Annotated in this window: 24 protein-coding genes; 15 read left to right on the top strand and 9 right to left on the bottom strand. The window is 65.6% G+C overall.

Going from position 1 to position 24,044, the window contains the following annotated elements:
• A complete protein-coding gene (locus OIE68_RS18880; protein ID WP_327100681.1) occupies positions 1-1,557 on the top strand; it encodes an MFS transporter in 1,557 nt (518 codons plus the stop codon).
• 74 nt (positions 1,558-1,631) lie between these two features.
• Here the strand turns inward: OIE68_RS18880 and OIE68_RS18875 are convergent, their stop codons facing one another.
• Complete coding sequence (locus OIE68_RS18875) at positions 1,632-1,793, bottom strand: hypothetical protein (RefSeq protein ID WP_327100680.1); 162 nt, start codon at positions 1,791-1,793, stop codon at positions 1,632-1,634.
• Between the two features lie 432 nt (positions 1,794-2,225).
• Positions 2,226-3,281: a LacI family DNA-binding transcriptional regulator gene (locus tag OIE68_RS18870; RefSeq protein WP_327100679.1), complete on the bottom strand. Its 1,056-nt coding sequence runs from the start codon at positions 3,279-3,281 to the stop codon at positions 2,226-2,228.
• A 133-nt stretch (positions 3,282-3,414) separates the two neighbouring features.
• Here OIE68_RS18870 and OIE68_RS18865 point away from each other — a divergent pair, with 133 nt between their 5' ends.
• The 4 genes from OIE68_RS18865 to OIE68_RS18850 are packed head-to-tail and all read left to right on the top strand — an operon-like array spanning position 3,415 to position 7,220.
• Positions 3,415-4,434 carry a sugar ABC transporter substrate-binding protein gene (locus OIE68_RS18865; RefSeq protein ID WP_327100678.1) on the top strand — a complete coding sequence of 340 codons (1,020 nt, stop codon included), beginning with the start codon at positions 3,415-3,417 and terminating at the stop codon, positions 4,432-4,434.
• Positions 4,435-4,481: 47 nt separating this feature from the next.
• Complete coding sequence (locus OIE68_RS18860; protein WP_327100677.1) at positions 4,482-5,480, top strand: ABC transporter permease; 999 nt, start codon at positions 4,482-4,484, stop codon at positions 5,478-5,480.
• Positions 5,477-6,271: an ATP-binding cassette domain-containing protein gene (locus OIE68_RS18855; protein ID WP_327100676.1), complete on the top strand. Its 795-nt coding sequence runs from the start codon at positions 5,477-5,479 to the stop codon at positions 6,269-6,271. Before OIE68_RS18860 ends, OIE68_RS18855 begins: the two co-directional genes overlap by 4 nt.
• Positions 6,258-7,220 (top strand): carbohydrate kinase, encoded by a 963-nt coding sequence (locus tag OIE68_RS18850; RefSeq protein WP_327100675.1) that lies wholly within the window; start codon positions 6,258-6,260, stop codon positions 7,218-7,220. The genes OIE68_RS18855 and OIE68_RS18850 overlap by 14 nt, the downstream gene beginning before the upstream one ends.
• Positions 7,221-7,413: 193 nt before the next feature.
• On the opposite strand, the gene OIE68_RS18845 is transcribed toward OIE68_RS18850, so the two are convergent.
• The gene (locus OIE68_RS18845; RefSeq protein ID WP_327100674.1) at positions 7,414-8,064 is read right to left on the bottom strand and encodes a maleylpyruvate isomerase family mycothiol-dependent enzyme; all 651 of its coding nucleotides are present in this window, start codon (positions 8,062-8,064) and stop codon (positions 7,414-7,416) included.
• Positions 8,065-8,242: 178 nt separating this feature from the next.
• Between OIE68_RS18845 and OIE68_RS18840 the strand changes: the two genes are divergently transcribed.
• The 5 genes from OIE68_RS18840 to OIE68_RS18820 all read left to right on the top strand — a co-directional run bounded on the left by OIE68_RS18840 (position 8,243) and on the right by OIE68_RS18820 (position 12,631).
• Complete coding sequence (locus tag OIE68_RS18840) at positions 8,243-8,842, top strand: helix-turn-helix domain-containing protein (RefSeq protein ID WP_329411707.1); 600 nt, start codon at positions 8,243-8,245, stop codon at positions 8,840-8,842.
• Between the two features lie 190 nt (positions 8,843-9,032).
• Positions 9,033-10,301, top strand: a complete 1,269-nt coding sequence (locus OIE68_RS18835) for a cytochrome P450 (RefSeq protein ID WP_327100672.1) — start codon at positions 9,033-9,035, stop codon at positions 10,299-10,301.
• Positions 10,302-10,329: 28 nt separating this feature from the next.
• The gene (locus OIE68_RS18830; RefSeq protein WP_327100671.1) at positions 10,330-11,088 is read left to right on the top strand and encodes an SDR family NAD(P)-dependent oxidoreductase; all 759 of its coding nucleotides are present in this window, start codon (positions 10,330-10,332) and stop codon (positions 11,086-11,088) included.
• A gap of 22 nt (positions 11,089-11,110) precedes the next feature.
• Positions 11,111-11,320, top strand: a complete 210-nt coding sequence (locus OIE68_RS18825; protein ID WP_327100670.1) for a ferredoxin — start codon at positions 11,111-11,113, stop codon at positions 11,318-11,320.
• Positions 11,321-11,353: 33 nt separating this feature from the next.
• The gene (locus tag OIE68_RS18820; protein ID WP_327100669.1) at positions 11,354-12,631 is read left to right on the top strand and encodes a TetR/AcrR family transcriptional regulator; all 1,278 of its coding nucleotides are present in this window, start codon (positions 11,354-11,356) and stop codon (positions 12,629-12,631) included.
• On the opposite strand, the gene OIE68_RS18815 is transcribed toward OIE68_RS18820, so the two are convergent.
• Genes OIE68_RS18815 through OIE68_RS18805 form a run of 3 tightly spaced genes read right to left on the bottom strand, consistent with a single transcriptional unit; the run spans position 12,589 to position 16,055 of the window.
• A complete protein-coding gene (locus tag OIE68_RS18815) occupies positions 12,589-13,719 on the bottom strand; it encodes an acyl-CoA dehydrogenase family protein (protein WP_327100668.1) in 1,131 nt (376 codons plus the stop codon). The two genes, OIE68_RS18820 and OIE68_RS18815, sit on opposite strands and share 43 nt — an antisense overlap.
• Positions 13,716-14,873 carry an acyl-CoA dehydrogenase family protein gene (locus OIE68_RS18810; protein WP_327100667.1) on the bottom strand — a complete coding sequence of 386 codons (1,158 nt, stop codon included), beginning with the start codon at positions 14,871-14,873 and terminating at the stop codon, positions 13,716-13,718. The genes OIE68_RS18815 and OIE68_RS18810 overlap by 4 nt, the downstream gene beginning before the upstream one ends.
• 6 nt (positions 14,874-14,879) lie before the next feature.
• Complete coding sequence (locus OIE68_RS18805; protein WP_327101717.1) at positions 14,880-16,055, bottom strand: cytochrome P450; 1,176 nt, start codon at positions 16,053-16,055, stop codon at positions 14,880-14,882.
• A gap of 314 nt (positions 16,056-16,369) precedes the next feature.
• Between OIE68_RS18805 and OIE68_RS18800 the strand changes: the two genes are divergently transcribed.
• From OIE68_RS18800 to OIE68_RS18780, 5 genes are all read left to right on the top strand, one after another.
• Positions 16,370-17,482, top strand: coding sequence for an ABC transporter substrate-binding protein (locus OIE68_RS18800; protein WP_327100666.1), 1,113 nt, complete (start codon positions 16,370-16,372; stop codon positions 17,480-17,482).
• 4 nt (positions 17,483-17,486) lie between these two features.
• Positions 17,487-18,629, top strand: a complete 1,143-nt coding sequence (locus tag OIE68_RS18795) for a spirocyclase AveC family protein (protein WP_327100665.1) — start codon at positions 17,487-17,489, stop codon at positions 18,627-18,629.
• Positions 18,630-18,691: 62 nt separating this feature from the next.
• Complete coding sequence (locus OIE68_RS18790) at positions 18,692-20,380, top strand: nitric oxide reductase activation protein (RefSeq protein ID WP_327100664.1); 1,689 nt, start codon at positions 18,692-18,694, stop codon at positions 20,378-20,380.
• Entirely contained in the window at positions 20,377-21,165 is a 789-nt protein-coding gene (locus tag OIE68_RS18785) for a CbbQ/NirQ/NorQ/GpvN family protein (protein WP_327100663.1), read from the top strand. Before OIE68_RS18790 ends, OIE68_RS18785 begins: the two co-directional genes overlap by 4 nt.
• Before the next feature lie 106 nt (positions 21,166-21,271).
• Positions 21,272-22,132 carry a mycofactocin-coupled SDR family oxidoreductase gene (locus OIE68_RS18780; protein ID WP_327100662.1) on the top strand — a complete coding sequence of 287 codons (861 nt, stop codon included), beginning with the start codon at positions 21,272-21,274 and terminating at the stop codon, positions 22,130-22,132.
• 16 nt (positions 22,133-22,148) lie between these two features.
• Here the strand turns inward: OIE68_RS18780 and OIE68_RS18775 are convergent, their stop codons facing one another.
• From OIE68_RS18775 to OIE68_RS18765, 3 genes are read right to left on the bottom strand one after another with little or no spacing between them, the layout of a single operon-like run.
• Positions 22,149-22,532, bottom strand: a complete 384-nt coding sequence (locus OIE68_RS18775; RefSeq protein ID WP_327100661.1) for a DUF427 domain-containing protein — start codon at positions 22,530-22,532, stop codon at positions 22,149-22,151.
• 15 nt (positions 22,533-22,547) lie between these two features.
• The gene (locus tag OIE68_RS18770; RefSeq protein ID WP_327100660.1) at positions 22,548-23,447 is read right to left on the bottom strand and encodes an acyl-CoA thioesterase; all 900 of its coding nucleotides are present in this window, start codon (positions 23,445-23,447) and stop codon (positions 22,548-22,550) included.
• Positions 23,448-23,458: 11 nt separating this feature from the next.
• Positions 23,459-24,037: a carboxymuconolactone decarboxylase family protein gene (locus OIE68_RS18765; RefSeq protein ID WP_327100659.1), complete on the bottom strand. Its 579-nt coding sequence runs from the start codon at positions 24,035-24,037 to the stop codon at positions 23,459-23,461.
• Positions 24,038-24,044: the final 7 nt, after the last annotated feature.

The following is a 24,044-nucleotide window of genomic DNA, read 5'->3' as shown; positions in this document are numbered from 1 at the left end:
ATGGAATCCACCGCGACACGGTTATCGGTCATGCAACGGTGGGCGCTGATGCTGTCCTGTGCCGCGGTGGCGCTGGTCGTTGCATCGATGGCCGCGCTCTACACCGCGTTACCCGAGATCGCCGCGGCCACCGGCGCCACCCAGCAGCAGCTGACCTGGATCGTGGACGGCTACACCCTTGCGCTGGCCTGTCTGGTGCTGCCCGGCGGCGCATTGGGGGACCGGTACGGACGCCGCAGGATGCTGCTTATCGGTCTCGGAGTGTTCGCACTGTTTTCCGCTGTGCCGCTGCTGTTGGACGGTCCGATATGGCTGATCGCGGCTCGTTCGGCGGCCGGTGTCGGCGCCGCCCTGGTGATGCCGTCGACGCTGTCGCTGCTCACCGCCGGATTGCCGGAGCGCAGGCGCGGCGTCGCCGTCGGGATGTGGGCCGGTTCCGTTGGTATGGGCGCAGTGGGCGGGATCCTCGTTTCCGGTCTGCTGTTGCAGTTCTGGACCTGGCTTTCGATCATGGCGGCGATGAGCGCATGCAGCGCGCTGCTTGCCGCCACCGGATGCGTCATCCCCGAATCGATCGCATCGGCGCGGCCCGGTTTCGACCCGTGGGGTACGGCGACCTCGGCAATCGGCGTCGGCATGATCGTGGCGGCGGCAACCGAGACGCCGCAGCTCGGCTGGTCGCATCCGCTGGTGATCGGTGCCGCCATCGGTGGCATCGTGTCGCTCGTAGCATTCGCGCTGATCGAACTGCGGGTGGCGCATCCGCTGCTCGACGTCCGGTTGTTCGCCGATCGTCGATTCGGCACCGGGACTGCCTCCGTCGCGATTCAGTTCCTGGTTTCGTTCGGCATGTTCATGCTTGTCGTGCAGTTCCTGCAATTGATCCTCGGCTACCGTCCACTGATCTCGGCTTTGGCCATGGCGCCGATGATGATTCCGTTCGTGACCATCTCGCCGATCTCGCCGTGGCTCGCCGAGCGATTCGGATTGCGGCTGCAGACCCTATGCGGTCTCGCGCTGTTGGGCGTCGGGCTCCTTGCGGTCGCCCGCTTGTCGGTCGATGGCACCTATTTCGATGTCGTCTGGCCCCTGCTGATCGTCAGCCTCGGCATCAGCCTGTCAGCGGCGCCCGCCACCACCGCGATCATGGCGGGCGTGCCTGCCGACCAGCACGGCATCGCGGCGGCCGTGAACGACGTATCGCGCGAGGTCGGCGCCGCGATCGGAATAGCCTTGGCCGGAAGCATTCTCGCCGCGGGCTACAGCCGCCAGATCGCGACGATCCTGCCGATGCTCCCGCAACAGCTACGCGGTCCGGTCTCCGGCTCACTGGTCGGCGCACTGGCCGTGGTCGAGCATCTGGGCCCGCAAGCGCAACCGCTCGCCGACGCGGCCAAGGCCGCGTTCGTCCACGGCGTCCGGCAAGCAGCGGCTATTCTCGGGGCCCTGACCTTGGCCGCCGCACTCGCCATCGGCGCATTGGCACCCGGGCGGCGCCGGGGCCGGACCCCGCCCGCTGCCGCACCGAGTCCAACCCGGATGGCCGAGCCGGACTAGCCGGATAACCGGGCTCGACGCCGCTACCAGGTTGGTTGGCAGCGTGATGCCGCACTGGAGGCGATTGGAGCGCACTACGCGGTGTCGACGGAGCGGATCATGCCCGCGCATGTGACCGCTCTGATTCGGTCGGCGCGTCCGGTGCCGTTCGCGCCGAAGTTCCAACCCGCGTTGACGGTTGCGCCGCCCGCGTCGGAGGAAGCCCATTCGGCCGCAAAGGCTTTGTTCGCCTCCAAGGCCCGAACACAGGAACCACGGAATAGGCCCCTGCGTCGACGCAGCCGGCCGGAACCGCTACCGGATGGGGTCTCGAGAGGTCGGACCGGAGTCGCAGCGGGCGTTTGTGGGCGATCTGGGGCGCATGTTCGGCGGCCGAATTCCGGGCGAGGAGGGGATCGACGACACGAGAGATGATGAGCGCCAGGGGGATTCGCCCTCTTAGGAGGGACTACGGCGTCGCCTGTTTTTCGCGATCATGCATGGTTTGGCTCGGCATGGTGCGGGGGCTATGGATCTGATTGCGCGGATCGGCGTGTGAGGGCTGTGTTCATGCCGTAGCCGACCTATAGGCGACTTGCCGAGTCGGTGGTTGCCCAGGCCGCGGCGATAGCCGCGTTGACGGCTGGATCGTTGAGCGGGACACGCGTATCGCGGAGCCGGAATGCCGGCTAGCCGTTGGCACGAATTCCGGGCGCCGCTATTTCCCCGGACCCGCGAACGAGAAGACGAGTCGGGATCACCTCGTGCCGGGGTGCGGAGATGTCGCCGTCGAGGCGGGTGAACAGGATTTCGGCGGCGGTGCGGCCGATGCTCGATGGGTCCTGGGTGACCGCGGTCAGGGCGGGGGAGAGGAGTTCGGCCAGGGGGAGGTCGTCGAAGCCGACGAGCGCGATTTCGGTTTGCAGGCCGCGTTTTTGGATGGCGCGCAGCGCGCCGACCGTGACCAGGTTCTGCGCGCTGAACAATGCGGTAGGGCGATCGGGGCGAGACAGCAGGGCGTCCGCGGCGGCCTCAGCTACTTCCGGTGAGTGCAGGTCGGCGCAGATCAGGGTGGGGTCGAGCGGGATTCCCGTGCAGGCCAGACCCTCGACGTAGCCGGCGTAGCGTTCGGCGGCGGTCCAGATCGTCTGCAGGTCACCGAGATACGCGATCCGCCGGTGCCCGTGGGCGGCCAGATGCTCGATCGCGCGACGTGCGCCGTCGTGGTTGTCGACGGTGACACTGTCGATTTCAGCGGTGGCCGGCGCGCGGTCGACGAAAACGATGGGTGTGCCGCGCCTCTGCTCGTGGAGCAGCGCGCCGTGGTCGGCGCCTACCGGCATCACGATCAGCCCGTCCACGCGCCGGGACAGCAGGGCGTCGAGGACTTCCCGCTGCCGGTCGGGATCCTCGTCGCTGCTGACCGCGAACACCAAAGTGCCACGGCCGTGCGCGAAATCCTCGACCGCGCGATGCAGTGCCGATGCGTAGGGGTTGGCGACATCCATCAGCACGAGGCCGATCGCGGCCGTCTTCTGGCCGTGGCCGCGTAGCGTGCTGGCGGCGAGATTGTGCCGATAGTCGAGCATTGCGGCGGCATCGGTCACCCGTGCGGCCAGTTCCGGCGAAACGCCGCCCTCGCCGCGCACCACCCGCGACACTGTCTTGATACTGACCCCCGCCAGCGCGGCGACCTCGCGCATGGTGGCGCTCCGGCGCGGCAACCGGTCTGACAACGCTGACATCGCCACCTGCTTCTGTGTGTCGTGGAACGCTGCTGTTCTCGGCCAACATCTTAGGAGATTCCTCTAGACGTGAGCTTGATCACGTTCTATCGTCATGACAACGTTGTCATCCCAGTATCGCAGGAGCACATCGATGTCCTCTCGTGCCGTCCGCCTCGCCGCCGTCTGTCTGGCCGTCAGCGCCCTCACCCTCTCTGCCACCGCATGTGGCAAGGGCTCCAGTTCCGGGCAGATCACGGTCGGCCTGATCACCAAGACCGACACCAACCCCTTCTTCGTCAAGATGAAGGAGGGCGCCCAGAAGGAGGCCGACGCCGCGGGCGTCAAACTGCTGACTGCCGCCGGCAAATTCGACGGGGACAACGCCAGCCAGGTGACGGCGATCGAGAACATGGTCAACGCCGGCGCCAAGGGCATTCTCATCACCGCCAGCGACACCAAGGCGATCGTGCCCGCCGTCGAGAAGGCGCGCGCCAAGGGGGTGCAGGTGATCGCGCTGGACACCCCGACCGACCCGCAGAGCGCCGTCGACGCCCTGTTCGCAACCAACAACTTCACCGCGGGGCAGCTGATCGGCAAGTACGCAAAGGCCGCCGAGGGCGACAAGCCGGTGAAGATCGCAATGATCGACCTCAACCCCGGCGTCACCGTCGGTGTGTTGCGGCACAACGGTTTCCTGTCCGGCTACGGCGCGGCCCAGGCCACTCAGGACATGACCCAGGACGTCACCGCGCCGAATGTGGTGTGTGCGCAACCCGCCCAGGGCGACCAGGCCAAGGCGCAGACCGCCATGGAAACCTGCCTGCAGAAGGATCCCGACATCAACCTCGTCTACACCATCAACGAGCCGTCCGCGCTGGGTGCGTACACCGCGCTGAAGACCGCGGGCAAGGAGAACAGTGCCCTGATCGTGTCGGTGGACGGCGGCTGCAGCGGTGTGCAGGCGGTCAAGGACGGCAAGATCGCGGCGACCTCGCAGCAGTACCCGCTGAAGATGGCCGCCGAGGGCGTGAAGGCGGTCGTCGATTACGCCAAGAACGGCAAGAAGGTCAGTGGCTACACCGATACCGGAGTCACGCTGATCACCGCGAAACCGCAAGCGGGCGTGGACTCCAAGGACGTGCAGTTCGGCCTGGACAACTGCTGGGGGTGAGCGCCGGGGCCTCGCCGTCGTAACCGCAAGGAGCAGCAAGGATTCACATGAGCACCGCCACCAGTTCGCAGGCACCGCCGCAGCCGAAACCGTCGACCCTCACTCGCCTGCTCGCCATCCCCAACTTCGGGCCGATCGCGGCGATCATCATCGCCGTCGTCTTCTTCGCCGCCCAGTCCGATCGATTCCTCACCGGCGGCAACTTCTCGCTGATCGTGCAGCAGGTGATGGTGGTCGGCACGCTGGCGATCGGCCAGACACTGATCATCCTCACAGCGGGCATCGACCTGTCCAACGGCGCGGTGATGGCGCTGGGCAATATCGCCATCACCAAATTGGCCGTCGACTCCGGGCTGCCGCCACTGGTGGCGATCGTGCTCGGGCTCGCGCTCACGGCCGGGTTCGGTTTGCTCAACGGCTCTTTGGTGAGTCTGGTGAAGCTGCCGCCGTTCATCGTGACCCTCGGCACCTACGGCATCGCGTTCGCCCTCACGCACATCTACTCCGAAGAGCAGACGATTTCCGGTCTGCCCGGCACGCTCACCTACTTCGACAAGACGTTCCCGCTGGGCGACACCGACATCACCTACGGTTCCGTGGCGATGCTGGTGCTGTTCGCGCTCGCCTGGTATGTGCTGCGCCAGACCGCGGCCGGGCGGCACGTCTACGCCGTCGGTAACAATCCGGAGGCGGCACGGCTGAGCGGAATCGACACGCGGCGAGTGCTGCTGGGTGTATATACCGCGGCGGGGCTGATCTACGGCCTCGCGGCGCTGCTGCTGGTGGCGCGCACCGGTGTCGGCGACCCGAACGCGGGGCAGACCGACAACCTCGACTCGATCACCGCGGTCGTGCTGGGCGGCACCAGCCTGTTCGGCGGGCGCGGTAGCGTCATCGGCACACTGCTGGGCGCACTGATCGTCGGCATCATCCGAAACGGGCTGCAGCTCATGGGAGTTCCGTCGATCTATCAGACCCTGATCACCGGCATCCTGGTGATCGCGGCGGTGGCCGTGGACCAGTTCAACCGCGGGAGGCAGAAGTGAGCGAACAGCAGGCTCCGGTGTTGCAGGCGAAGGGATTGGTGAAGCGCTACGGCCACGTCACCGCCCTCGACGGGGCGGATTTCGAGCTGTATCCGAACGAGATTCTCGCGGTGATAGGCGACAACGGCGCCGGGAAATCCACCCTGATCAAGGCGCTGTCGGGTGCGCTGATCCCGGACGAGGGCGAGATCTACCTCGACGGCAAGCGGGTGCGTTTCCGGCGGCCCGTCGACGCTCGACGTGCCGGCATCGAAACTGTCTACCAGGATCTGGCGGTCGCGCCCGCGCTCGACATCGCCGACAATCTGTTCCTGGGCCGGGAAGTCCGCCGCCGCGGCATTCTCGGATCGGTGTTCCGGATGATCGATAAGGACCGCATGGTTCGAGAATCCCAGCTGCACATGGCGAATCTGAAGATCGGCATCCGGTCCATGAAGCAGGCAGTGGAAACGCTGTCCGGTGGGCAGCGGCAAGGAGTGGCGGTCGCGCGCAGTGCGGCGTTTGCCCGGCATGTCGTGATCATGGACGAGCCGACCGCGGCGCTGGGGGTCAAGGAGACCGGTATGGTGCTGGACCTGATTCACGAGGTCCGAGACCGCGGCCTGGCCGTGATCGTGATCAGCCACAATATGCCCAATGTGTTCGAGATCGCCGACCGCGTGCACATTCAGCGACTCGGCCGCCGGGTGGCGGTGATCGAACCACACGAATTCTCCATGTCCGACGCGGTCGCGATCATGACCGGGGCGATGGCCGGCACCGAGGTGGATACCCACCGTGTCCGCAGCTGAGCGGATCGTCGCGGTCGCCGGTGAGGCGCTCGTCGACCTGATGCCGACGGGGGTGCCGGGGCAATTCCAGGCGGTGCCGGGCGGCAGTCCGGCCAATGTCGCGGTGGGTCTGGCGCGGTTGCGCACGCCGGTGCGCATGCTGGCTCGCCTCGGCACGGATCCGCTCGGGGGGCAGATTCGAAAATACCTGCAGGACAACGACATCAGCCTGGACCATGTCGTTGCCGCGGCCGAACCGACCTCCCTGGCGGTGGTCGACGTTGATGCGATGGGTATGGCGCACTACGACTTCCGCATCGACGCCACCGCGGACTGGCAGTGGACCGACGCCGAATTGGCGCACGCCGTCGACGATGCGGTGGTAGCGCTGCACACCGGTTCGCTGGCAATGATGCTCCCGCCCGGTGCGGCGGCGCTGCTACGCCTGGTGGAACGGGCCCGGCGGACGGCGACGATCTCCTACGATCCGAACTTCCGGCCGCACTTGATGGCTCGCACCACCGCCCGCGAGCGTATCGAGGTGCTGCTGCAGCTCGCCGACGTGATCAAGGTCAGCGCCGAGGATCTCGCGTGGCTGTATCCGCACACTGCGCCGGAGGACATCCTGGTGGACTGGGCCGCGCACGGACCCGCCCTGGTCGTCGTGACCCTCGGCCCCGACGGCTGCCTCGCCGCGACCGGCGCGGACCCGACGCCGATGTACCGGTCGGGCAAACAAGTTCCGGTAGTCGACACCGTGGGCGCCGGTGACGCCTTCTCGGCCGGGTTGCTGGCCGGCCTGTACCGGCGCGATCTGCTCGGTGCTGATCGGCGGAATGCCTTGCGGGACATCGCGAAATCGGAGCTGACCGATATCCTCGATCACGCAACCACCGTCGCGGCGATGACCTGCGCACGTCGCGGGGCTGACCCGCCCACGGCGTCGGAGGTCTGCCGGAAGCCGGTCTGAGCGGATACTTTCGCCCTCAGTGCGTATTTTTCGTCGCGTCGGATCCGGAAAGTGCCTGCGGAGGCCGGGCGACACCCGGTCCTGCCTTCTTGTATGGACTGTGCCTGGCTGCGGCTCAATTGGTGGAGCCGTTCGGCGTATCCATGTCCGGCACTGCGCCCTGCTGTCCGCACATACTCACGGATCCGCCGAACTAGCCGGACAACCGGCGGCGCAGCAGTGGCAGGGCGGGGCCGTCCAGTTGGTGCAGGAGTGCGGTGCGGCCGCCGACGCTCATCAGCAACGCGGCCGCCGACCCACGAACCTCGTCTCCGCGCCCCCACGTCCGATCGATATCGGTGGCGCACAGGCGAATACCGCGCAGTCGGCCCAATGGCACGAAGCCGATCCGCCAGGGTCCGGTCAGGAAGTCGAGCGCCAGACCAGCCCGCCGCGGGTCCGGAGCGAAGGGCAGGCCGAGCGGGATCCTGATGTCGCCGCTGTGCACAACGATGTCGGCCAGCGGGTCGAGTGGCCCGAACAGTGGCGGACTGATCGGGCGATCGGCACAGCGACGCAGTGTGTCGGCGATCTCCGCGGCCGGTTCCCGAGCGCGACGCCGTGCCAGCTCATCGATCCCAGCGGCCAGACTCCGGTGGCGCACTGTCCGCCATTGGAACGTCCAGAAACTGTCGGCGAGCACACTGACCAGGTGTGCGGCCACCGTCTTGATATCCCAGCCCGCGCAGAGGCTCGGCGTCGCCAACTGTGCTTCATCCAATTCGTCGAGCAGATCCGCGATTCGCCGCCGCTCGTCCGCGACCGCGGCGAAGACGAACTGCTCCATTGCGTCGGCTTCGCTCATCGTCTACCTCGATTCGGGGCTTGCCGCGCGTACGGTGGCCACCGCCGACGGGCCCGTGCTAAGCATGTGCTCAGCAAATAATGCTGAGCATATGGTTAGCATGTTGGGTCCGGCGCGGTCAATAGTTGCGGGCGAGGTCGACGTCGAGTCGATGACGAGGGTTATGGAGGTTGTTGTGATGGCATCGCCGAGGAGGATCGGTACGCCCGACGCGAAGAATCGCGCCGTACTGTTGGATGCGGCCGAGCAGTTGATGCTCGAAGAAGGCTATGCCGCAGTGAGTTCGCGCAGTGTCGCGCGCAAGGCTGGACTGAAATATCAGCTCGTCTACTACTACTTCCGCACGATGGACGACCTGTTTCTCGCGGTTTTCCAGCGCCGCGCCGAAGAGGGGTTGAAGCGCCAGGCGGCCGCCCTGCAGGCGCCGGATCCGCTGCGTGCGCTGTGGCAGTTCAACCTGGAGGCGGCGGCCAGTGGTGCGCTGACGACGGAGTTCGTCGCGCTGGCCAACCATCGAAAGGTGGTTCGCACCGCGCTTGCCGACTATTCGAGCCGCTTCCGGGAGGCTGAGATCGCGGCGATGGAGAAGCTGCTCGAGCGCTACGGTGTCGACTCCGCCGAGTGGCCCGCCGCCGTGGTGGCGTTCGTGATGGCGAGTGTGTCTCGAACCATGGTCCTGGAGAACGGGTTCGGGATGACGAGCGCGCATGCGGCGATGACGGAGTTCGTCGAACGGCAGCTGGACCGGTTCGGTCCGCTGCCTGTCGAGCCCGAGTAACCCGCCCGCTTGATCGCCGACGGCAGCCCGCGCGCCGGATTCCATGCCTTGACCGGGCTCGGCCGCGCGTGCTAAGCATGTGCTCAGCAATTGATGCTGAGCACTTGGTTAGCATGGCGTCGACCGGCGGGGATGTTCTCCCGTGCTGGCCGGTGGGTCGTGCGGTGCTTTTTCTCGCTAGGAGCCTGCCGTGAGCATGTCCGACGAAATCAATTTCTTCACCGACATGTCGACCGTTGTCGATCCGCACCCCTACTTCGACGCGTTACGTGCGCAATGTCCGGTCTTTCGCGAGCCACACCACGGCGTCGTCGCGGTGACCGGCTATGACGAGGCGGTGGAGGTGTACCGCAACCATCAGGTGTTCTCGAGTTGCGTCGCGCCGACGGGTCCCTTCCCGCCGCTGCCATTCGAGCCGGCCGGTGACGATATCGGGCCGCTGATCGAACAGCATCGGGAGAAATTCCCCCTGCACGAGCACATGGTGACCTTCGATCAGCCCGAGCACACCGCGCAACGCGACCTGTTGAAAACTCTGTTCACGCCGCGGCGGCTGAAGGAGAACGAGGAATTCATGTGGCGGCAGGCCGATCAGCTGCTCGATGAGTTCGACACCCGCTCCGAGCTCGAATTCCTGCGCGAATACGCACAGCCGCTCGCCATGCTGGTGATCGCGAATCTGCTCGGTGTGCCTGAACGCGACTATCCGGACTTTCGGCAGGCACTCGCGTCGCAGACACCGCCGGGAGCCGTGCAAAGCGACGCGATGGTCGGCAATCCGCTCGAATTTCTCGCCGACCGGTTCACGTCCTACATCGAGGAGCGCCGCCGCAACCCGAGTGGTGACGTGCTGACCGCTTTGGCCTCTGCGAAATTCCCGGACGGTTCACTGCCTGCCGTCGACGAACTCGTCCATTTGGCCGCCTTCCTGTTCGCCGCCGGTCAGGAAACCACCGCCAAGCTGATGACATCCGGTCTGCGCATACTTGCCGAACGGCCGGAGCTGCAGCAGATACTGCGGGAGGACAGTTCGGTCATTCCGGGTTTCGTCGAGGAGTGCCTGCGCATGGAGGCCCCGGTCAAATGCGATTTCCGATTGGCCCGCACGACAACGAAACTCGGCGGCGTCGACCTTCCGGCCGGGACCATGGTTATGGTGGCTCCTGGTGCTGCCAACCGGGAACCGAGCCGGTTCGAGGATCCGCACGAGTTCCGTTACGACCGTGCGAACGCGCGCGAGCACATCGCATTCGCACGCGGCATCCACACCTGCCCCGGCGGCCCGCTCGCCCGCATGGAGACGCGCATCAGCTTCGAGCGGATCCTGCAGCGCTGGCGCGATATCAGGATTTCCGAATCCGAGCACGGCCCGGCCGACGCCCGGCGCTACACATACGAGCCGACGTACATCTTGCGCGGGCTCAGCGCATTGCATGTGGAATTCACCCCGGTCGGTTGATCGCATTTCGCATCGGTGAGGAGGAGTGATGACACAGGACGCAGCGAAACGAGTTGCCATTGTGACCGGAGCCGGGTCCGGGATCGGGGCGGCAATAGCCCGGCAATTGGCCCGGGGCCCGCACCGCATGGCTTTGTTCGACCGCGATGTCGAGGCGCTCGGCGAGGTCGCCGCGGAATTGCGGTTTGTCGGTATCGAGGTATTGACCTACGCGGTGGACGTGGCCGATGAAATTTCGGTCGCCGAGGCGATCGCGAGCGTCCGCAGCGAATTCGGTCCGGTGCAGATAATCGTCACCAGCGCGGGTGTTCAGGAGCACACCCCGGTCACCGACATCACGAGAAAACAGTGGGAAAGAATTATCGCGGTAAACCTCACCGGCACCTTCGCATGCATTCAATCCGTCGTCCCGGATATGATCGCAGCGGGGTGGGGCCGGATTGTCACGATATCGTCGTCCAGCGCACAATCCGGTGCCGCCAATATGGCTCATTATATTGCGTCCAAGGGTGGCGTGATCGCCTTGACGAAAGCGTTGTCCGCCGAGTTGGCGCCGAAAGGCATTACGGTGAACTCCATTCCGCCGTCCATTATCGATACACCCATGGCACACCATGCGACGAAGGCGGGTTGGTTCCCCGGTTTGGATGCCATTGCCGCGGTGACGCCGGTGCGTCGCGCCGGAACCGCCGAGGATGTGGCCGCCGCATGTGAATTCCTGTGCTCCGATCAGGCCGGTTTCATCACCGGGCAACTCATCGGCGTCAATGGCGGCTTGTACGTCTGAGCACAAACGCTTGGAGATATGTATGAAAATATCTGTCGATCCGCAGAAATGCGAAGGGCACGCGCTGTGCGCGGCCATCGCGCCGACCGTGTTCGAAGTCGGTGACGACGACCTGTCCAGAGTTATCGATCCGGCACCCGACAACAAGGCCTGGCCGGACATCCGAGCGGCGGTGGCTTCCTGTCCGACACTTGCCATTACGGCATCCGATGACATAGCCGATCAGGGGTAGGAGCCGGAATCATCGTCCGGTAGGCTCGGGCAAGTGAGAGTCGGGCACGGGGATAAAACGAGCGTCGGTGCGTTGTCGACGGATGGCCGCCGAAAGGATGAAATTCTCGAGACGGCCTCTCGCCTGTTCGCCTCCTCCGGCTTGCGCACCTCGCTGCAGGAAATAGCGGATGCGTGCGGTATCAAACCGCAGAGTCTCTATCACCATTTCGGTTCGAAAGAAGCCATCGTCGTCGAGTTGGTTCAGCGCTATCACGCCGAAATCGATCGCGTGGCGGAGACGGCTCTAGCGGGCCTGAAAGGTTCCCGATTCACCCCGGACAATATCGTCGAACTGGGTAAGGCGATCGCGCAATGCGCCGCCCGAAACAGTGCCGCCCTGCAGTTCACCTTCTATGAGCCGTCGGCGGGCGCCGGACTCGAGCTGGTGCGGTTGACCAGCCGTGGTGCGACGGCGATCGAATTCGCCGTGCTGGAGACGCTGCGCGCCGGGCGGTCGATTGGATTCATTCGTCCGGGTATCGATCTGGTGACGCTCGCCGATCGAATGTGCCAGACGTTTCTGCACGTGGGCCTGTATTTGTTCCACCGCTACACGGCGGTCGATCGGGTGGCCGACCTGTTCTGCGAGATCCTGCTGCACGGCGTGGCCACGGCGTCGCCGGAAAACGGTGAATTGGATAAGTCGGATGCTTTGGTCGCGGTCGATCGAGTCATCCGACTGTGGAACGAGACGGACGAGGCCGACGCGGATAGCAAGGTTGCCTTGATCCGCCAGGTCGCGCGGACGGAATTCGGCCGCCGCGGCTATGAGGTCACCACGATCCGAGATATCGCCGCGGCCGCGGGCATGAGCATCGGGACCGTCTATCGGGCGGTCGGCTCCAAAGAGGAACTGCTCGCGTCGATCATGAGCTCGTTTTCGAGGAAGACCGTCGCGGGCTGGGAGGCCGCGCTCAGCTCCGATTCGACCGCCGTCCAGAAGCTCGACGCCCTGGCCTGGCTGCACATCAATGTCGTGGACCGGTTCAATGACGAGTTCAAGATCCAATTGACCTGGCTACGTCAATCGCCGCCCGAGGTGAGCAATCCCGGAATGTCGTTTCCGGCGGTGCTTCGGCAGTTGCGGACCCTGCTCGGCACCGGTGCCGAGCAGGGGGAGATCCGCCTCGCCAACCCGGCGGCCGAACTGACCGCGCGATGCGTCCTGGAATTGACCTGGATGCCCGAGGGAATCGTCCGTCGGATAGGTAAGCGCGCCGCGCTCATTCACGCACGCGATACCGTGCTGCGCGGTGTAGCTGTCCGTTGACGGCCCCGGGCGACGTGTGACCCGATCTCCTGCAGGTACCGGTCTGGTCCACCGAGGAACGCGCTCCAGCTCAGCAGCCGCTCCAGGTAGAGATGGGCATCGTGTTCCCAGGTGAAGCCGATGCCGCCGAAGATCTGGATCGAGGCTTCGCCGACGGTCGCGAGTCGGCCGGCGAAGGCCTTGGTCCGGATTGCCGCCAGGTGCCGGTACTCGTCCGAGGCGAAATCGGCGGCCCACAGTGCGCGCAGCACGCCGCCGCGAGCCAATTCCACGGTTTCGAACATGTCGACGCACAGGTGCTGAACCGCCTGGAATGCGCCGATCGGGCGGCCGAATTGCTGACGGGTCCTCGCATGGTCGATGCTCAGTTCCAGAATGCGTTGTGCCGCACCGAGAGCGTCGGCGGCCGATGCGATGAGAACGTCGTCGATCACCGCCGCGAGGCCCGTCGTCGACGCGGTGCCGAGGTGTCGAGCGGGCGTGTTCACCAGAGTCACCCGAAATTGCTTGCGGGTCCGGTCCACGGTGGGTTGGGGCGTGATTTCCACTCCGGCCGAAGGTATTTCGACGGCGAACAACGATATGCGCGTTGCCGTCGGGACGGGTATCAGCAGCACGTTCGCGGCCGCCGCATCGGGTACTGCGGTGAATGTGCCGGTCACCAACGAGTCGGTAACGAGCGCGGTCGCAACGACGTCTTGTGCGTGCGGCAGGCAGACCGTGGCCGTCACCGATCCGTCGGCGATGCCTGTCAGCACATCGGCGGCGTGCTCGGTCGCGTTGAGCCGGGCCAGGGTTCGGGTCGCGGCGACCGCGGTGGATTGCCACGGCCCCGGATCCAGTGCGCGACCCATTTCTTCGAGCACGATTCCGGCTTCCACCATGGTGGCGCCTGCGCCGCCGTAATCGTGCGGGACGAGCAGGCCGGTCACGTCGAGGTCGGCCAGGCCCTGCCACAGCGGCTGCGTGGTGCCGGTGGGATGGTCGAGCATCGTGCGCACATGTTCGCTGATCGACGCCTTTTCGGAAAGGAAGCGACGAACCAGGTCGCGTAATGCCACTTGCTCTTCGGTGAATTCGAGGTTCATCGGTGCGGCAGCCCCAGGGCGCGAGTTGCGGTGATGTTCTTGTTGATCTGTGTGGTGCCGCCCGCGATCGTCAGGGCGCGTGCGGCCAACCGCATTTTCGCCCACTTGCCGCCGGCGGCATGCGGACCGAGCACATCGAAACCGAGCGTGGCCAGATCTTGGCCCAGCTCGCCCCATACGGTCTTGGCGAGGCTGGCCGAACCGATCGCGTCGCTGCCTGCCATCGCCGCCGAAACCGCTCGGCGGCAAAGGTCTTCGAGAAATGCGATCCGTACTGCCACCTCCCCGAGTCGATGCAGGGTGTTCGGATCGTCCAGGGGGGCGTCGCCATCGCCGCCGGTCTCGTCGAGGTCGACGACGAGATCGTCGAGGCGGACCTGCAGTTCCGAATACAGCCGGGCGGCATTGGCCCGCTCGTGGCCGAGCGTGGTGGTGGCCACCTGCCAGCCCTGGTGCACCGGACCGAGTAGGGCGGTGCGCGGCACCCGTACCTCATCGAGGAATATCTCGGCGAATTCGGCCTCGCCGGTCAGCGTGGTCAGCGGCCGCACCTTGATTCCGGGCCGTCTCATATTCACGATGAGGCACGAAATGCCTTGGTGTTTGGGGGCGGCCGGATCGGTGCGGACGAACAGCTGGCACCAGTGTGCGCGCTGGGCCAGCGAGGTCCAGATCTTCTGACCGGTGACCACGTACTCTTCGCCCACGCGCAGCGCGCGGGTGCGCAGCGATGCGAGGTCCGAGCCGGAGTCGGGTTCGGACATGCCCTGGCACCAGATATCGTCCGCGCGGACCATGCGCGGGAGCAGCGTTCGTTTCTGCTCCGGCGTCCCGTAGTGCATGATTGCCGGGCCGATATTGTTCAGGCCGATGATATTGACGGGCAGCGGAGCACGAGCACGCACCGTTTCTTCCACATAGACCAACTGCTCCAGCGGGCCCGCCCCACGACCGCCGTACTCTTCCGGCCAGGACACGGCGCCCCATCCGGCGTCGGCCATGGTGCGATTCCAATCGCGCACGATCTCGAACGCGGCGGGATCGTCGCCGATGTGTTTGCTCGCCGCCACGATGTCATCGGTCAAATGCTCGGCCAACCAGGTGCGCAGTTCATCTCGGAATTCCTCGACGTGCGCGGGCAGGGAGAAGTCCACGCGGACCTACCCGAACAGGACGGGCAGCGTGGTGGGGGAGCGGAACACCTGACCGCGAATATGAGGGTCGTCGCCGTCCGGATCGAGGCGCAGATCGGGCAGGCGATCGAGCAACCGATTGAGCGCCACGCGCATTTCCGTGCGCGCCAAGTGAATTCCGAGGCACAGATGTGCGCCCTGACCGAACGACATATGCGGCCGCGAGGCGCGGACGATATCGAGGCGGTCCGGGTCCGGCCAGCGGTTCTCGTCCCGATTGGCCGCGGCGAGCATGAGCATGACCGTCGACCCTGCCGGGATGGGAACACCTGACAGCACGGTGTCCTGGGTGGCCAATCGAGTGATGTTCAGCAATGGGGTCTCATACCGCAGCACCTCCTCGATCGCCCGTGGCACGAGCGCGCGATTGGTGCGGATCGCTTCGAGTTCGGCCGGGCGCGACAGCAGTGCCATCAGCATGTTCCCGGTAGAGCGGTAGGTCGTCTCGACACCGGCGGGCAACAGCAGTCGCAGGAACGAGAAGATCTCTTCGTCGGTCAGGCGCTCGCCGTCCAGCTCAGCGCGGGCCAGATCGCTGATCAAATCCTCCCGCGGAGACCGGCGCCGCTCGTCGAGAATTATGGCGAGGTATTCCTTGACCTCCTGTGAGGCCGCGACGGCCAGCTCGCGCTGGGTGTGGAAGCTGAGAATGGCGATCGACCAGCGCTGGAACTGCTTGTAATCCTCACGCGGCAGCCCGAGCATGCCCGCGATCACCTTCGTCGGGAACGGGAAGGTGAATTCCTTGACCAGCTCGGCTCGTCCGCGGTCGGCGAAGCCATCGATGAGTTCGTCGGCGACGGGGCCGACGAGTTCGGTTTCCCAGCGCGCCAACGCTTTCTGCCGGAACGCGGTCGATACCAGCCCGCGGTAGCGACGATGTTCGGGATCGTCCATTCCGAGCATGATGTGCTTGCCCATGATGTCGCCGAGCAGCATGTCGATGATGTGCCCGGAAGAGAACTTCGCCCCGTCGCGCAGCACCTCGAGTATGTCGTCGTAGCCGTAGACGAAGAACACCGCCTGATTGTCGGCGTGCGGCATGTTCGATGTGTCCAGCCGCTGCACCGGATTGGTTTGCCTGGCGCGGGCCAGCTCCGGGTACGGGTCACGGACATCGCCCGCGACGGCATCGTCGAACACTTCGAAGTCGCTGTCGTCGCCGGCGCGGCGATCCTGGTCGGCATTCGCATTGTCGGTCGTGGTCCGAACAGGGGTGTCCACGGCTTCTCCTCGCATCTGACCGAATATTCGTTCCGGGTCAGCGTAAATGAGTCGAATGGTCCCGTCAACGGTCTCTGCGGACGATCGCGGCCGTTCAGCCAGGTCAGGTGTAGCGCTTGGGAATTGGCATCAAGCAGGCCTGATCGATCCGTTGACGGCGCCGGAACCGCTACGTTACATTCTGAACGAATTTTAGGTTCGGCCTGAGAATGGCCGTGCGGACGGAGAGTGACGTGGCCTACGAAAGCACTGCCGAGCCGATCAAACTCGGTTATCTGTTCGACTTCCGACTCCCGGAGGGCTATCCGCCCGAGATGCGAGCGGATCTGACCCGCCCATTCGATCTGGTCTTCGAACAGGGCCGCAGGCAGGGCATCATCGACCGCCCCGTCGAGATCGTGTTCCGCGAGGTGGAGGGGTTGCCGAAGGGCTCGGTTAAGGCGGTGATCGACGCCTACGGCGAACTCGTCGACGAGGGCTGCCTGGCGGTCTTCGGACCGCACATCACCGACAATGCGGTCCCCACCCGCGAGGAGATCGAACGGCGATTCCACGTTCCGGCGATCAATGTGTCCGGGTCCGACGACTGGCTCGGCGAGTGGACATTCGCCTTGCCACAGGGCTCGATGACCGATGAACCGGTGTTCTGGGCGCATCTGCTGGCCAAGGGCGGACACACCGACGTCGGCGCACTCGTCGAACAGTCACTGGTCGGCGAGAGCTACATCAAGAACTTTCGCCGCGCGTGCCGGGAGCAGGGCATCCGGATCGTGGCCGAGGCGCAGATCCCGCAGACTGCCCAGGACATCAGCCCCGCGGTGCGCACCCTGCAGGAAGCCAAGGCAAGCGCAATTGTGCACTGCGGCTTCGGATTCGGCGTCGCCATGGTCACGCCCGCGCTGCACGCGCTCGACTGGGACCCGCCCCGCTTCATGGGCACCGCATTCCAGAATGCCTGGATCAATCCGCTGCTGTGGAGGGCATTCCTCGGCTGGACGGGTGTGGATCAGTACGACGAGGGAAATGCGGTCGGACAGCGGTTCCTGGACGAATTCGAGACTGCCTACGGACGCCGTCCGCAGTATTGCGTGCCGGTGATGAACCGGGATATCGCGACCGTGCTGCTGCACGCGTTCGCCGACGCTCATCCGCTGTCGCCGCGTGGGGTGAAGGAGGCCATGGAGCGGGTGAAGATGCTGCCCGCCGCCGCGGGTGCACCCGGGACCCGGCTTTCCTTCGGGAAGTGGACTCGGCGGGGCTGGATGGGCGCCGGTTATCTCGTTGCCCGCAAATTGGATCCGGACGGACAGAATTCGCATCTCGTTGCGCGATTCGGTGAGGACTGAAACCATGACATCGTCGAAATCGGATACGAGCGAAACATCGCTCGGCACAACGGATCCGGTCACAGGAGGGCAGGCCGCACGAAGGTGGCTGCCGATCGCGGTGGTGGCGTTGATCGTCGTCGTGATCGGGTTGATCGCCGCCAACGCCCGGCGCGGTGCAGACGATCCGCGCATCGCGAACCCCGAAGTGAGCGGTGCGCCCCGCCCGGTGCGGCCGCTGTTCGGCTGGGACCACTGGATCACGCTGCACCAGATCGGGACCGTCGTCATGATGGTCGCGCTGATCACGGTGGTGGTGGTCATGTGGCGGCGGCATCCGCGCCACCCGGTGCTGTTGATGGTGCTGGTGACAACGGCGATCGTGTGGCAGGACCCGATCATGAATTGGGCGCCGTACGCCGTCTACAACCCGCAGCTGTGGCACTGGCCGGTGCATTGGCCGCTGGTATCGCTGTCGCCGACGGTCGAGCCGTTCATCGTGATCGGTTACGCGACTTTCTATCTCGGCCCGTTCTTTCCGGCCATCTGGCTGCTGCGACGAATTCAGGCCCGCCGGGCGCCCGGCTCGTTCATCTGGCGGCATCCGCTGATCTGCCTGGCCGCCTTGATTCTCGCCATAGGGTTCGTCTTCGACGCGCTGCTGGAATGCTTTCTGGTCCGGACTCAGCTGTACATCTACTCGCAGGTCATTCCGTTCGGTTCGGTATTCACCGGTGAGCCTTACCAGTTTCCGCTGATCTGGGAGTCGGCGCTCGTCACGGTCGTGATGATCCCGGCGGGCGTGCTGCTCTATCGGGACGACACCGGTCGTACCGTCGCCGAGAAAATGGCGCTGCGTGTGCGACTGTTCCGCGGCAGGCCCGTGCTGGGTGCGTTCATGGTGATGTTCGTGATCGTGAACGTCGCCTACCTCTGCTACGGCGCTGGGTTCATGCTCATTCGCGATACGCGAGTCGCTACATCGGTGGCCTGTCCATGGCCGTTTCCGGAGGCGAAAGTGTATGACCCGCAAGGCTTCTACGAGAAGGCCGGACAGCCCGGGCCGTACTCCGCCGGGATCTGGGCGGGCTGGGAGAGCGCGCAATCCGGCCGCCCCGCCGTGACCCCGCCCGCGGATGGCGGCCGCTGCGGAGCGAACAATGGCTGAGGTCGGCGGCGAGCTCGGCCTGCCGAATTCGAGTCGGCGGCGAAACGAGCCGTGGGAATCGGATGATCGCGGTCGGCCCTGATCCCGGGCGGCACCCGGACCGATTCGGATTGCTGGCTTCAGGTATCGCCGGTCGGCCGCTAGAGGTGGCCTCGGCTCAGGCCGGCGAGCTCGCCTGGACCGACGGCAGCCGCGTCCACCTCGATCCGGCTGCCCCGCTCCGGGAGCAGATCACTGCTGTCGCGGTGCAGGCATCGTTGCTCGCCGCCGGTAGCCTCGCGCCCGAAGTCGTTCGGCCACTGGCCCGTCGGCCCGCGCTCGCCCGGCGATACCTGGCGATCGAGGGCCATCGGGCCTTGGCTGCCAACAGGCTCGCGCTGCCATGGTCGGTGCAGTCGTTCGTCGACGCTGAACTGGCTGGGCGCGCCGGTTCGGCTGAGGCATCGTTGGCCGTCGCGCGTGGAGCCGACCCGCTCCCTGATCCGCCTCGGAGCTTCGGTGCTGTCCATCCCGAACGCCTGACGGTTGCCTCGGAAATCCCTCCGGTCGTCGCGGCGGCTCTCGGGCAACGTCCGGTCGACGACGAAACCGCTCGCCGGAAGCCCGAATCCGAAACCGAAGACGATTCGGCAGCCCCATCGTTGAGCATCGACCTGGTCGGTGGTCGAGGGGCACTATCGAGGCTGTTCGAGCGCATGATCGGATTCGGCCGCACCTCGCAGGGCGGCGCCACCGGTGGGGACCGGCCGCGAGTCATGCGGGTCGCCGCGGCGCGTCTGCGCGGCACCGGACCGGTGATCGGTACCGCCGCGCTGCGTGCTGCGGTTCCGGCGATCCGACATCGCGGTATCACGTACCCGGAATGGGATCTCGGCCGCAGACGCTACCGGCCCGACTGGTGTACCGTGACCGAGCTGGATCCGCGCGATCTCGGCACACCGGTCCTCGTCACCGGTCCCGGACTGTATCGACCGCTGGCCCGCCTGGGCCTGAGCCTGGAGCGCCGTCATCGACGGCCGCAAGGTGACGATCTGGATGTGGACGCGGCCGTGGAGGAGCGGGTCGATGCCCTGACCGGTGCGACGCCCGACGGCGCGGTCTATATCGAAAGTGTCCGGCGCAGACACGATCTCGCGGTTCTGGTCCTGCTCGATGTCTCGGGCTCGACGGCCATGCCGAGCACCGGCGGAGCATCGGTGCACGAACTCCAGCGAGCCGCGGCCGCGTCGCTCACCACCGCGCTCGACGGTCTGGGCAATCGAGTCGCACTCTACGGCTTCTATTCCCAGGGGCGCTCCGCTGTCCGTTTGGTGCGGGTGAAGAGTTTCGACGATCGTCTCGACCTGCCCGCGCTGCGCCGTCTAGGCGCGCTCGTGCCGGGGGCGTATACGCGCCTGGGTGCGGTAATCCGGCACGGCACCGCACTATTGGAGGCCTCCGGTGGGACGACTCGTCGCATATTGGTCGTGCTCTCCGATGGGTTCGCCTACGACCACGGTTACGAAGGCCCGTATGCGGAGGCGGACGCGCGGCGTGCCTTGGCCGAGGCCCGCACGCACGGCACAGGTTGTCTGTGCCTGAGTATCGGTGCCGGTGCGGAACTCGCCGCACTTCGCCGGGTCTTCGGAACCGCCGCACATGCGACCGTGTCCCGGCCGGACGATCTGGTGCCGGTTATCGGTCCATTACTCCGCGACGCAATTCGTGCGGCAGACCTTCGGCAGCAGACAATCTCGAGGAGACCCCCATGACAGTTTCGCTACGTCCCTACTATGTGCCGGTCGGCACCGAGGAACAGGTCTTCAGGGCGGCGTTCCGGCAGGGTTTATCGGTCATGCTGAAGGGGCCGACCGGTTGTGGGAAAACGAGATTCGTCGAGGCGATGGCACACGTCGTCGGGCGGCCGCTGATCACCGTCGCCTGCCACGACGACTTGACCACCGCCGATCTGGTCGGCCGCTACCTGCTGCACGGTGGCGAAACACGTTGGGTGGACGGACCTTTGACGCGCGCGGTGCGCGAGGGCGCGATCTGCTACCTCGACGAGATCGTCGAAGCCCGACAGGACACAACGGTCGTGCTCCATCCGCTGGCCGACCATCGCAGACAGCTACCCATCGATCGGCTGGGCGTTACGCTCGACGCCGCCGAAGGTTTCTGTCTCGTGGTGTCCTACAACCCCGGATACCAGAGTGTGTTGAAGGATCTGAAGGATTCGACGCGCCAGCGCATGGTCGCCATCGAGCTCGGCTTCCCGCCGATCGAGGTGGAGGAGAAGGTCGTCGCCGCCGAAGCGGGTGTCGATCCGCAGACGGCCGCGCGACTGGTGCAGATAGGTCACGCCGTCCGCCGCGCCGACGGTGTCGGGCTCCGTGAGGTCGCCTCGACCCGGGTGCTGGTCACGGCCGGCCGACTCATCGCCGAGGGACTGCACCCGCGAGATGCGGCACTGGCGGCGATTGCCGGTCCGCTCAGCGATGACCCCGCCGTGACGGCGGGACTTGTCGAACTCGTCGATGCCTATCTCGGTATTTGATTGCGGTCGCGGTTCTTTCGGTTCACTTGTGAACCGAATATTCGTTCCGTAAGCTGACGAGTCAGATGGGGGCATCGAAATCGAAACTATGCGAAGGGAAATCGAGATGGGGCGTGTTGCAGGCAAGGTCGCATTCGTCACGGGTGCGGCCCGCGGCCAAGGGCGAAGTCACGCGGTGCGACTGGCCGAGGAGGGCGCCGATATCGTCGCGGTCGATCTGTGTCGCGATATCGAGACGATACGATACGCCTTGGCGCGACCGGAAGATTTAGACGAAACCGCCCGGCTGGTGCAGAAGGTCGGCGGGCGCATCCTGACGATCCAAGCCGATGTGCGGGACCCGGAACAGATGCGTCGAGCGGTCCAGCGCGGTGTCGCCGAATTCGGCAAGCTCGATATTGTGGTCGCCCAGGCGGGTATCGCCGGGATGAGGGGCGAACCGCAGGATCAGGCGTGGTGCGACGTGATCGCCACCAATTTGATGGGCACCATCAACGCCGTTCAGGCGGCACTGCCGCATCTGGGGGAGGGCGCGTCGGTTATCGCGACCGGCTCCACCGCGGGCTTGATGGACACCAAGAAACTGGACGTCCCCGGCAGCGATCCGGGTGGTATCGCGTACCCGCTGTCCAAACGCCTGCTGTCCCAATACATGCACGAGTTCGCGGCACAGTTCGGCCCACGCAAGATTCGTGCCAATGTCATTCACCCAACCAACTGCAATACGCCGATGCTGCACAGCGAGCCCATGTATCGCGCGTTCCGTCCGGATCTGGAGAATCCCACGCGCGAGGATGCCGAGGTGGCCTTCCCGGTGCAGCAGGTGATGCCGGTGCCTTATGTGGAGCCCGAGGACATCAGCGAGATGGTGGTATTCCTCGCATCGGACGAATCACGCTACGTGACAGGTATGCAGATGCGGGTGGATGCCGGTGGTTACCTCAGGTGGTACGACTACCACATCTGACGCGCGGCCCGGGGAATCACCGGCTGACCGCGGGAGTCGCCACGCCGACCTCGACGCGGACCCGATCCTGATAGAAACCGATGTGGCCGCTCAATATCGCGACCTCCGCATAGGGCTCGGCGTACTCCCAGGCGATCGGATCCGGACCATCGGCCGGACGCCAGTACCGCGCCGTGCCCTTGAACGGACAGCGCGAGGTCTGTTCGTGGGGGACGAGCAGGTCGAAGCGCACATCGGAAGCGGGCAGGTAGCACACGATGCCGTGATCCTGTTCCGCGACAAGCAGACTCGCGGTCGACTCGCCGAAAATCCGATCGCCGTAAGTGACTCGGACCAGATTGCGGATGCGCCGGATATCGACGCGATAGTCCGGCCGGTCGATATAGCCCGATGGCTCCAAGAGGTCTCCTGTGGGTCAGAGCAGTGTGACGGAGGACGTGGTGCGTGGTTCGAGGCCACGCACCATCGCGTGCACGCTGTAGGAGGCGACCACGGCCCCCTCCTCGGTATACACCTGGCCCTCGCTCTGGGCGTGGCCGCGCCCGGCGTAGGTGACGCGGGTGGCGTACAGCAGCCACTGCGTCACGTCGACCTCGTCGTGGAAAGTGATAGTGGCCATCGTGATTCCGGTCGAGATCGACCGATGCGCCATCGCCTCACCGAAACCCGCGTGCGGGCGCAGCGCGGCGGCCACCGTCCAGTGGGTGCTGGACTGGGTCAGTAGCGCGGTGTGGAGGTAGTCGTGCTCCGGTGCGTCGCGAAATCGCGTCCAGACGAACAACTCCGGCGGGCCGACCCGATTCGGATCCGGGTCGTAGGCATCGTCGACCACCCGCATATCGCGGCCGTCCACCTCGGTGCCCGGAATCGCGAGTGGGCGCAGCCGATCCGGCGGATCGACTTGCGGCATCGGGGTCGCCGAGCGAATCAGGTCGGGCGCACCGGAATCGAGCAGCACGATCCCAGCGCAGCGCGGCGAATCGTGCTGGCGGATGGTGACCTGCGCGGTGGTGAAGGTGCGCCCGGATCGCAGCGCATCGACCTCGATATCGAGCGGGGCCGTATGTGCGGCCGCGCGCGAGAAGATCATCGATGCCGAGGTAACACGTTGGTGCGGTACATGTTTGGCCGCTGCCACCACCGCGTCGCCGAGCAGTTGTCCGGCTTCGACCACATCGCGGGCCGTCGGACCGTGCGCTGGGGCCAGATATCGGCCCGCGCCGGACGGCTGCACATCCATCAGGCGTTGTAGTTCCGCCTGATTCCACGCGGGTGCGGCGATATCTGCCTGCGTATCGAATTCGTCGCTCAGCATATGGCTCGCATTCAGTGGCCGTTCGGGAGGTGCGGGAGGAGTTCGGTTTCGGGCTCGACGCCGAACGAACGCAAAGCCATGGCTACCAAAGCATAGGTGCCGACCGTGAAGACCAGGTCCATCAGCTGCTTTTCGTCGAACTCACCCACGAGAACGCGCCAGGTGTCCTCGCCGATCGTGCCGTCGGCGAGCAATTCGTCGGTCGCGCCCAAGAGCGCCCGCTCGCCCGGCGACCAGTCCCGAAGAGCTTCCTGCGCCACGCGGGCGATCTCTTCGGGAGCAATACCGGCACGTTCGGCAAGGATCGCGTGCTGTGCCCATTCGTAGGCACAGTGCCGTAGGTGCGCGACGCGCAGGATGACCAACTCCCGTTGCCTTACCGACAATGTGTTCTCCGTCAGCAGGTGCCGGTTGAAGCTGAGGAACGGCTTCGTCAATGCCGGATAGCCCGCCAATGTGCCGAGCAGATTGGTACCGCTCTGGTGACTGTCGTCCGGTTCCTCGCCGATGACCGAATTGCGGAATCGGGCAATGAATGCCGTCATATCCTCCGACCATTCCGCGCGGGGGACCGGTGCTATGCGAGCCATAGTCGTC

The organism is Nocardia vinacea, assembly GCF_035920345.1.
In the GTDB taxonomy this organism is placed as follows: Bacteria; Actinomycetota; Actinomycetes; order Mycobacteriales; family Mycobacteriaceae; genus Nocardia; species Nocardia vinacea_A.
The sequence above is the reverse complement of the archived record's forward strand: the minus strand, read 5'-3'. Positions and strand labels throughout refer to the sequence as shown.

Coding starts and splice junctions, on each gene's coding strand:
- OIE68_RS18785 (WP_327100663.1), top strand. CDS start 20,377: ATGACAGTTTCGCTACGTCCCTACTATGTGCCGGTCGGCACCGAGGAA.
- OIE68_RS18880 (WP_327100681.1), top strand. CDS start 1: ATGGAATCCACCGCGACACGGTTATCGGTCATGCAACGGTGGGCGCTG.
- OIE68_RS18830 (WP_327100671.1), top strand. CDS start 10,330: ATGACACAGGACGCAGCGAAACGAGTTGCCATTGTGACCGGAGCCGGG.
- OIE68_RS18765 (WP_327100659.1), bottom strand. CDS start 24,037: ATGGCTCGCATAGCACCGGTCCCCCGCGCGGAATGGTCGGAGGATATG.
- OIE68_RS18860 (WP_327100677.1), top strand. CDS start 4,482: ATGAGCACCGCCACCAGTTCGCAGGCACCGCCGCAGCCGAAACCGTCG.
- OIE68_RS18825 (WP_327100670.1), top strand. CDS start 11,111: ATGAAAATATCTGTCGATCCGCAGAAATGCGAAGGGCACGCGCTGTGC.
- OIE68_RS18780 (WP_327100662.1), top strand. CDS start 21,272: ATGGGGCGTGTTGCAGGCAAGGTCGCATTCGTCACGGGTGCGGCCCGC.
- OIE68_RS18865 (WP_327100678.1), top strand. CDS start 3,415: ATGTCCTCTCGTGCCGTCCGCCTCGCCGCCGTCTGTCTGGCCGTCAGC.
- OIE68_RS18770 (WP_327100660.1), bottom strand. CDS start 23,447: ATGCTGAGCGACGAATTCGATACGCAGGCAGATATCGCCGCACCCGCG.
- OIE68_RS18870 (WP_327100679.1), bottom strand. CDS start 3,281: ATGTCAGCGTTGTCAGACCGGTTGCCGCGCCGGAGCGCCACCATGCGC.
- OIE68_RS18840 (WP_329411707.1), top strand. CDS start 8,243: ATGGCATCGCCGAGGAGGATCGGTACGCCCGACGCGAAGAATCGCGCC.
- OIE68_RS18815 (WP_327100668.1), bottom strand. CDS start 13,719: ATGAACCTCGAATTCACCGAAGAGCAAGTGGCATTACGCGACCTGGTT.
- OIE68_RS18790 (WP_327100664.1), top strand. CDS start 18,692: ATGATCGCGGTCGGCCCTGATCCCGGGCGGCACCCGGACCGATTCGGA.
- OIE68_RS18795 (WP_327100665.1), top strand. CDS start 17,487: ATGACATCGTCGAAATCGGATACGAGCGAAACATCGCTCGGCACAACG.
- OIE68_RS18845 (WP_327100674.1), bottom strand. CDS start 8,064: ATGAGCGAAGCCGACGCAATGGAGCAGTTCGTCTTCGCCGCGGTCGCG.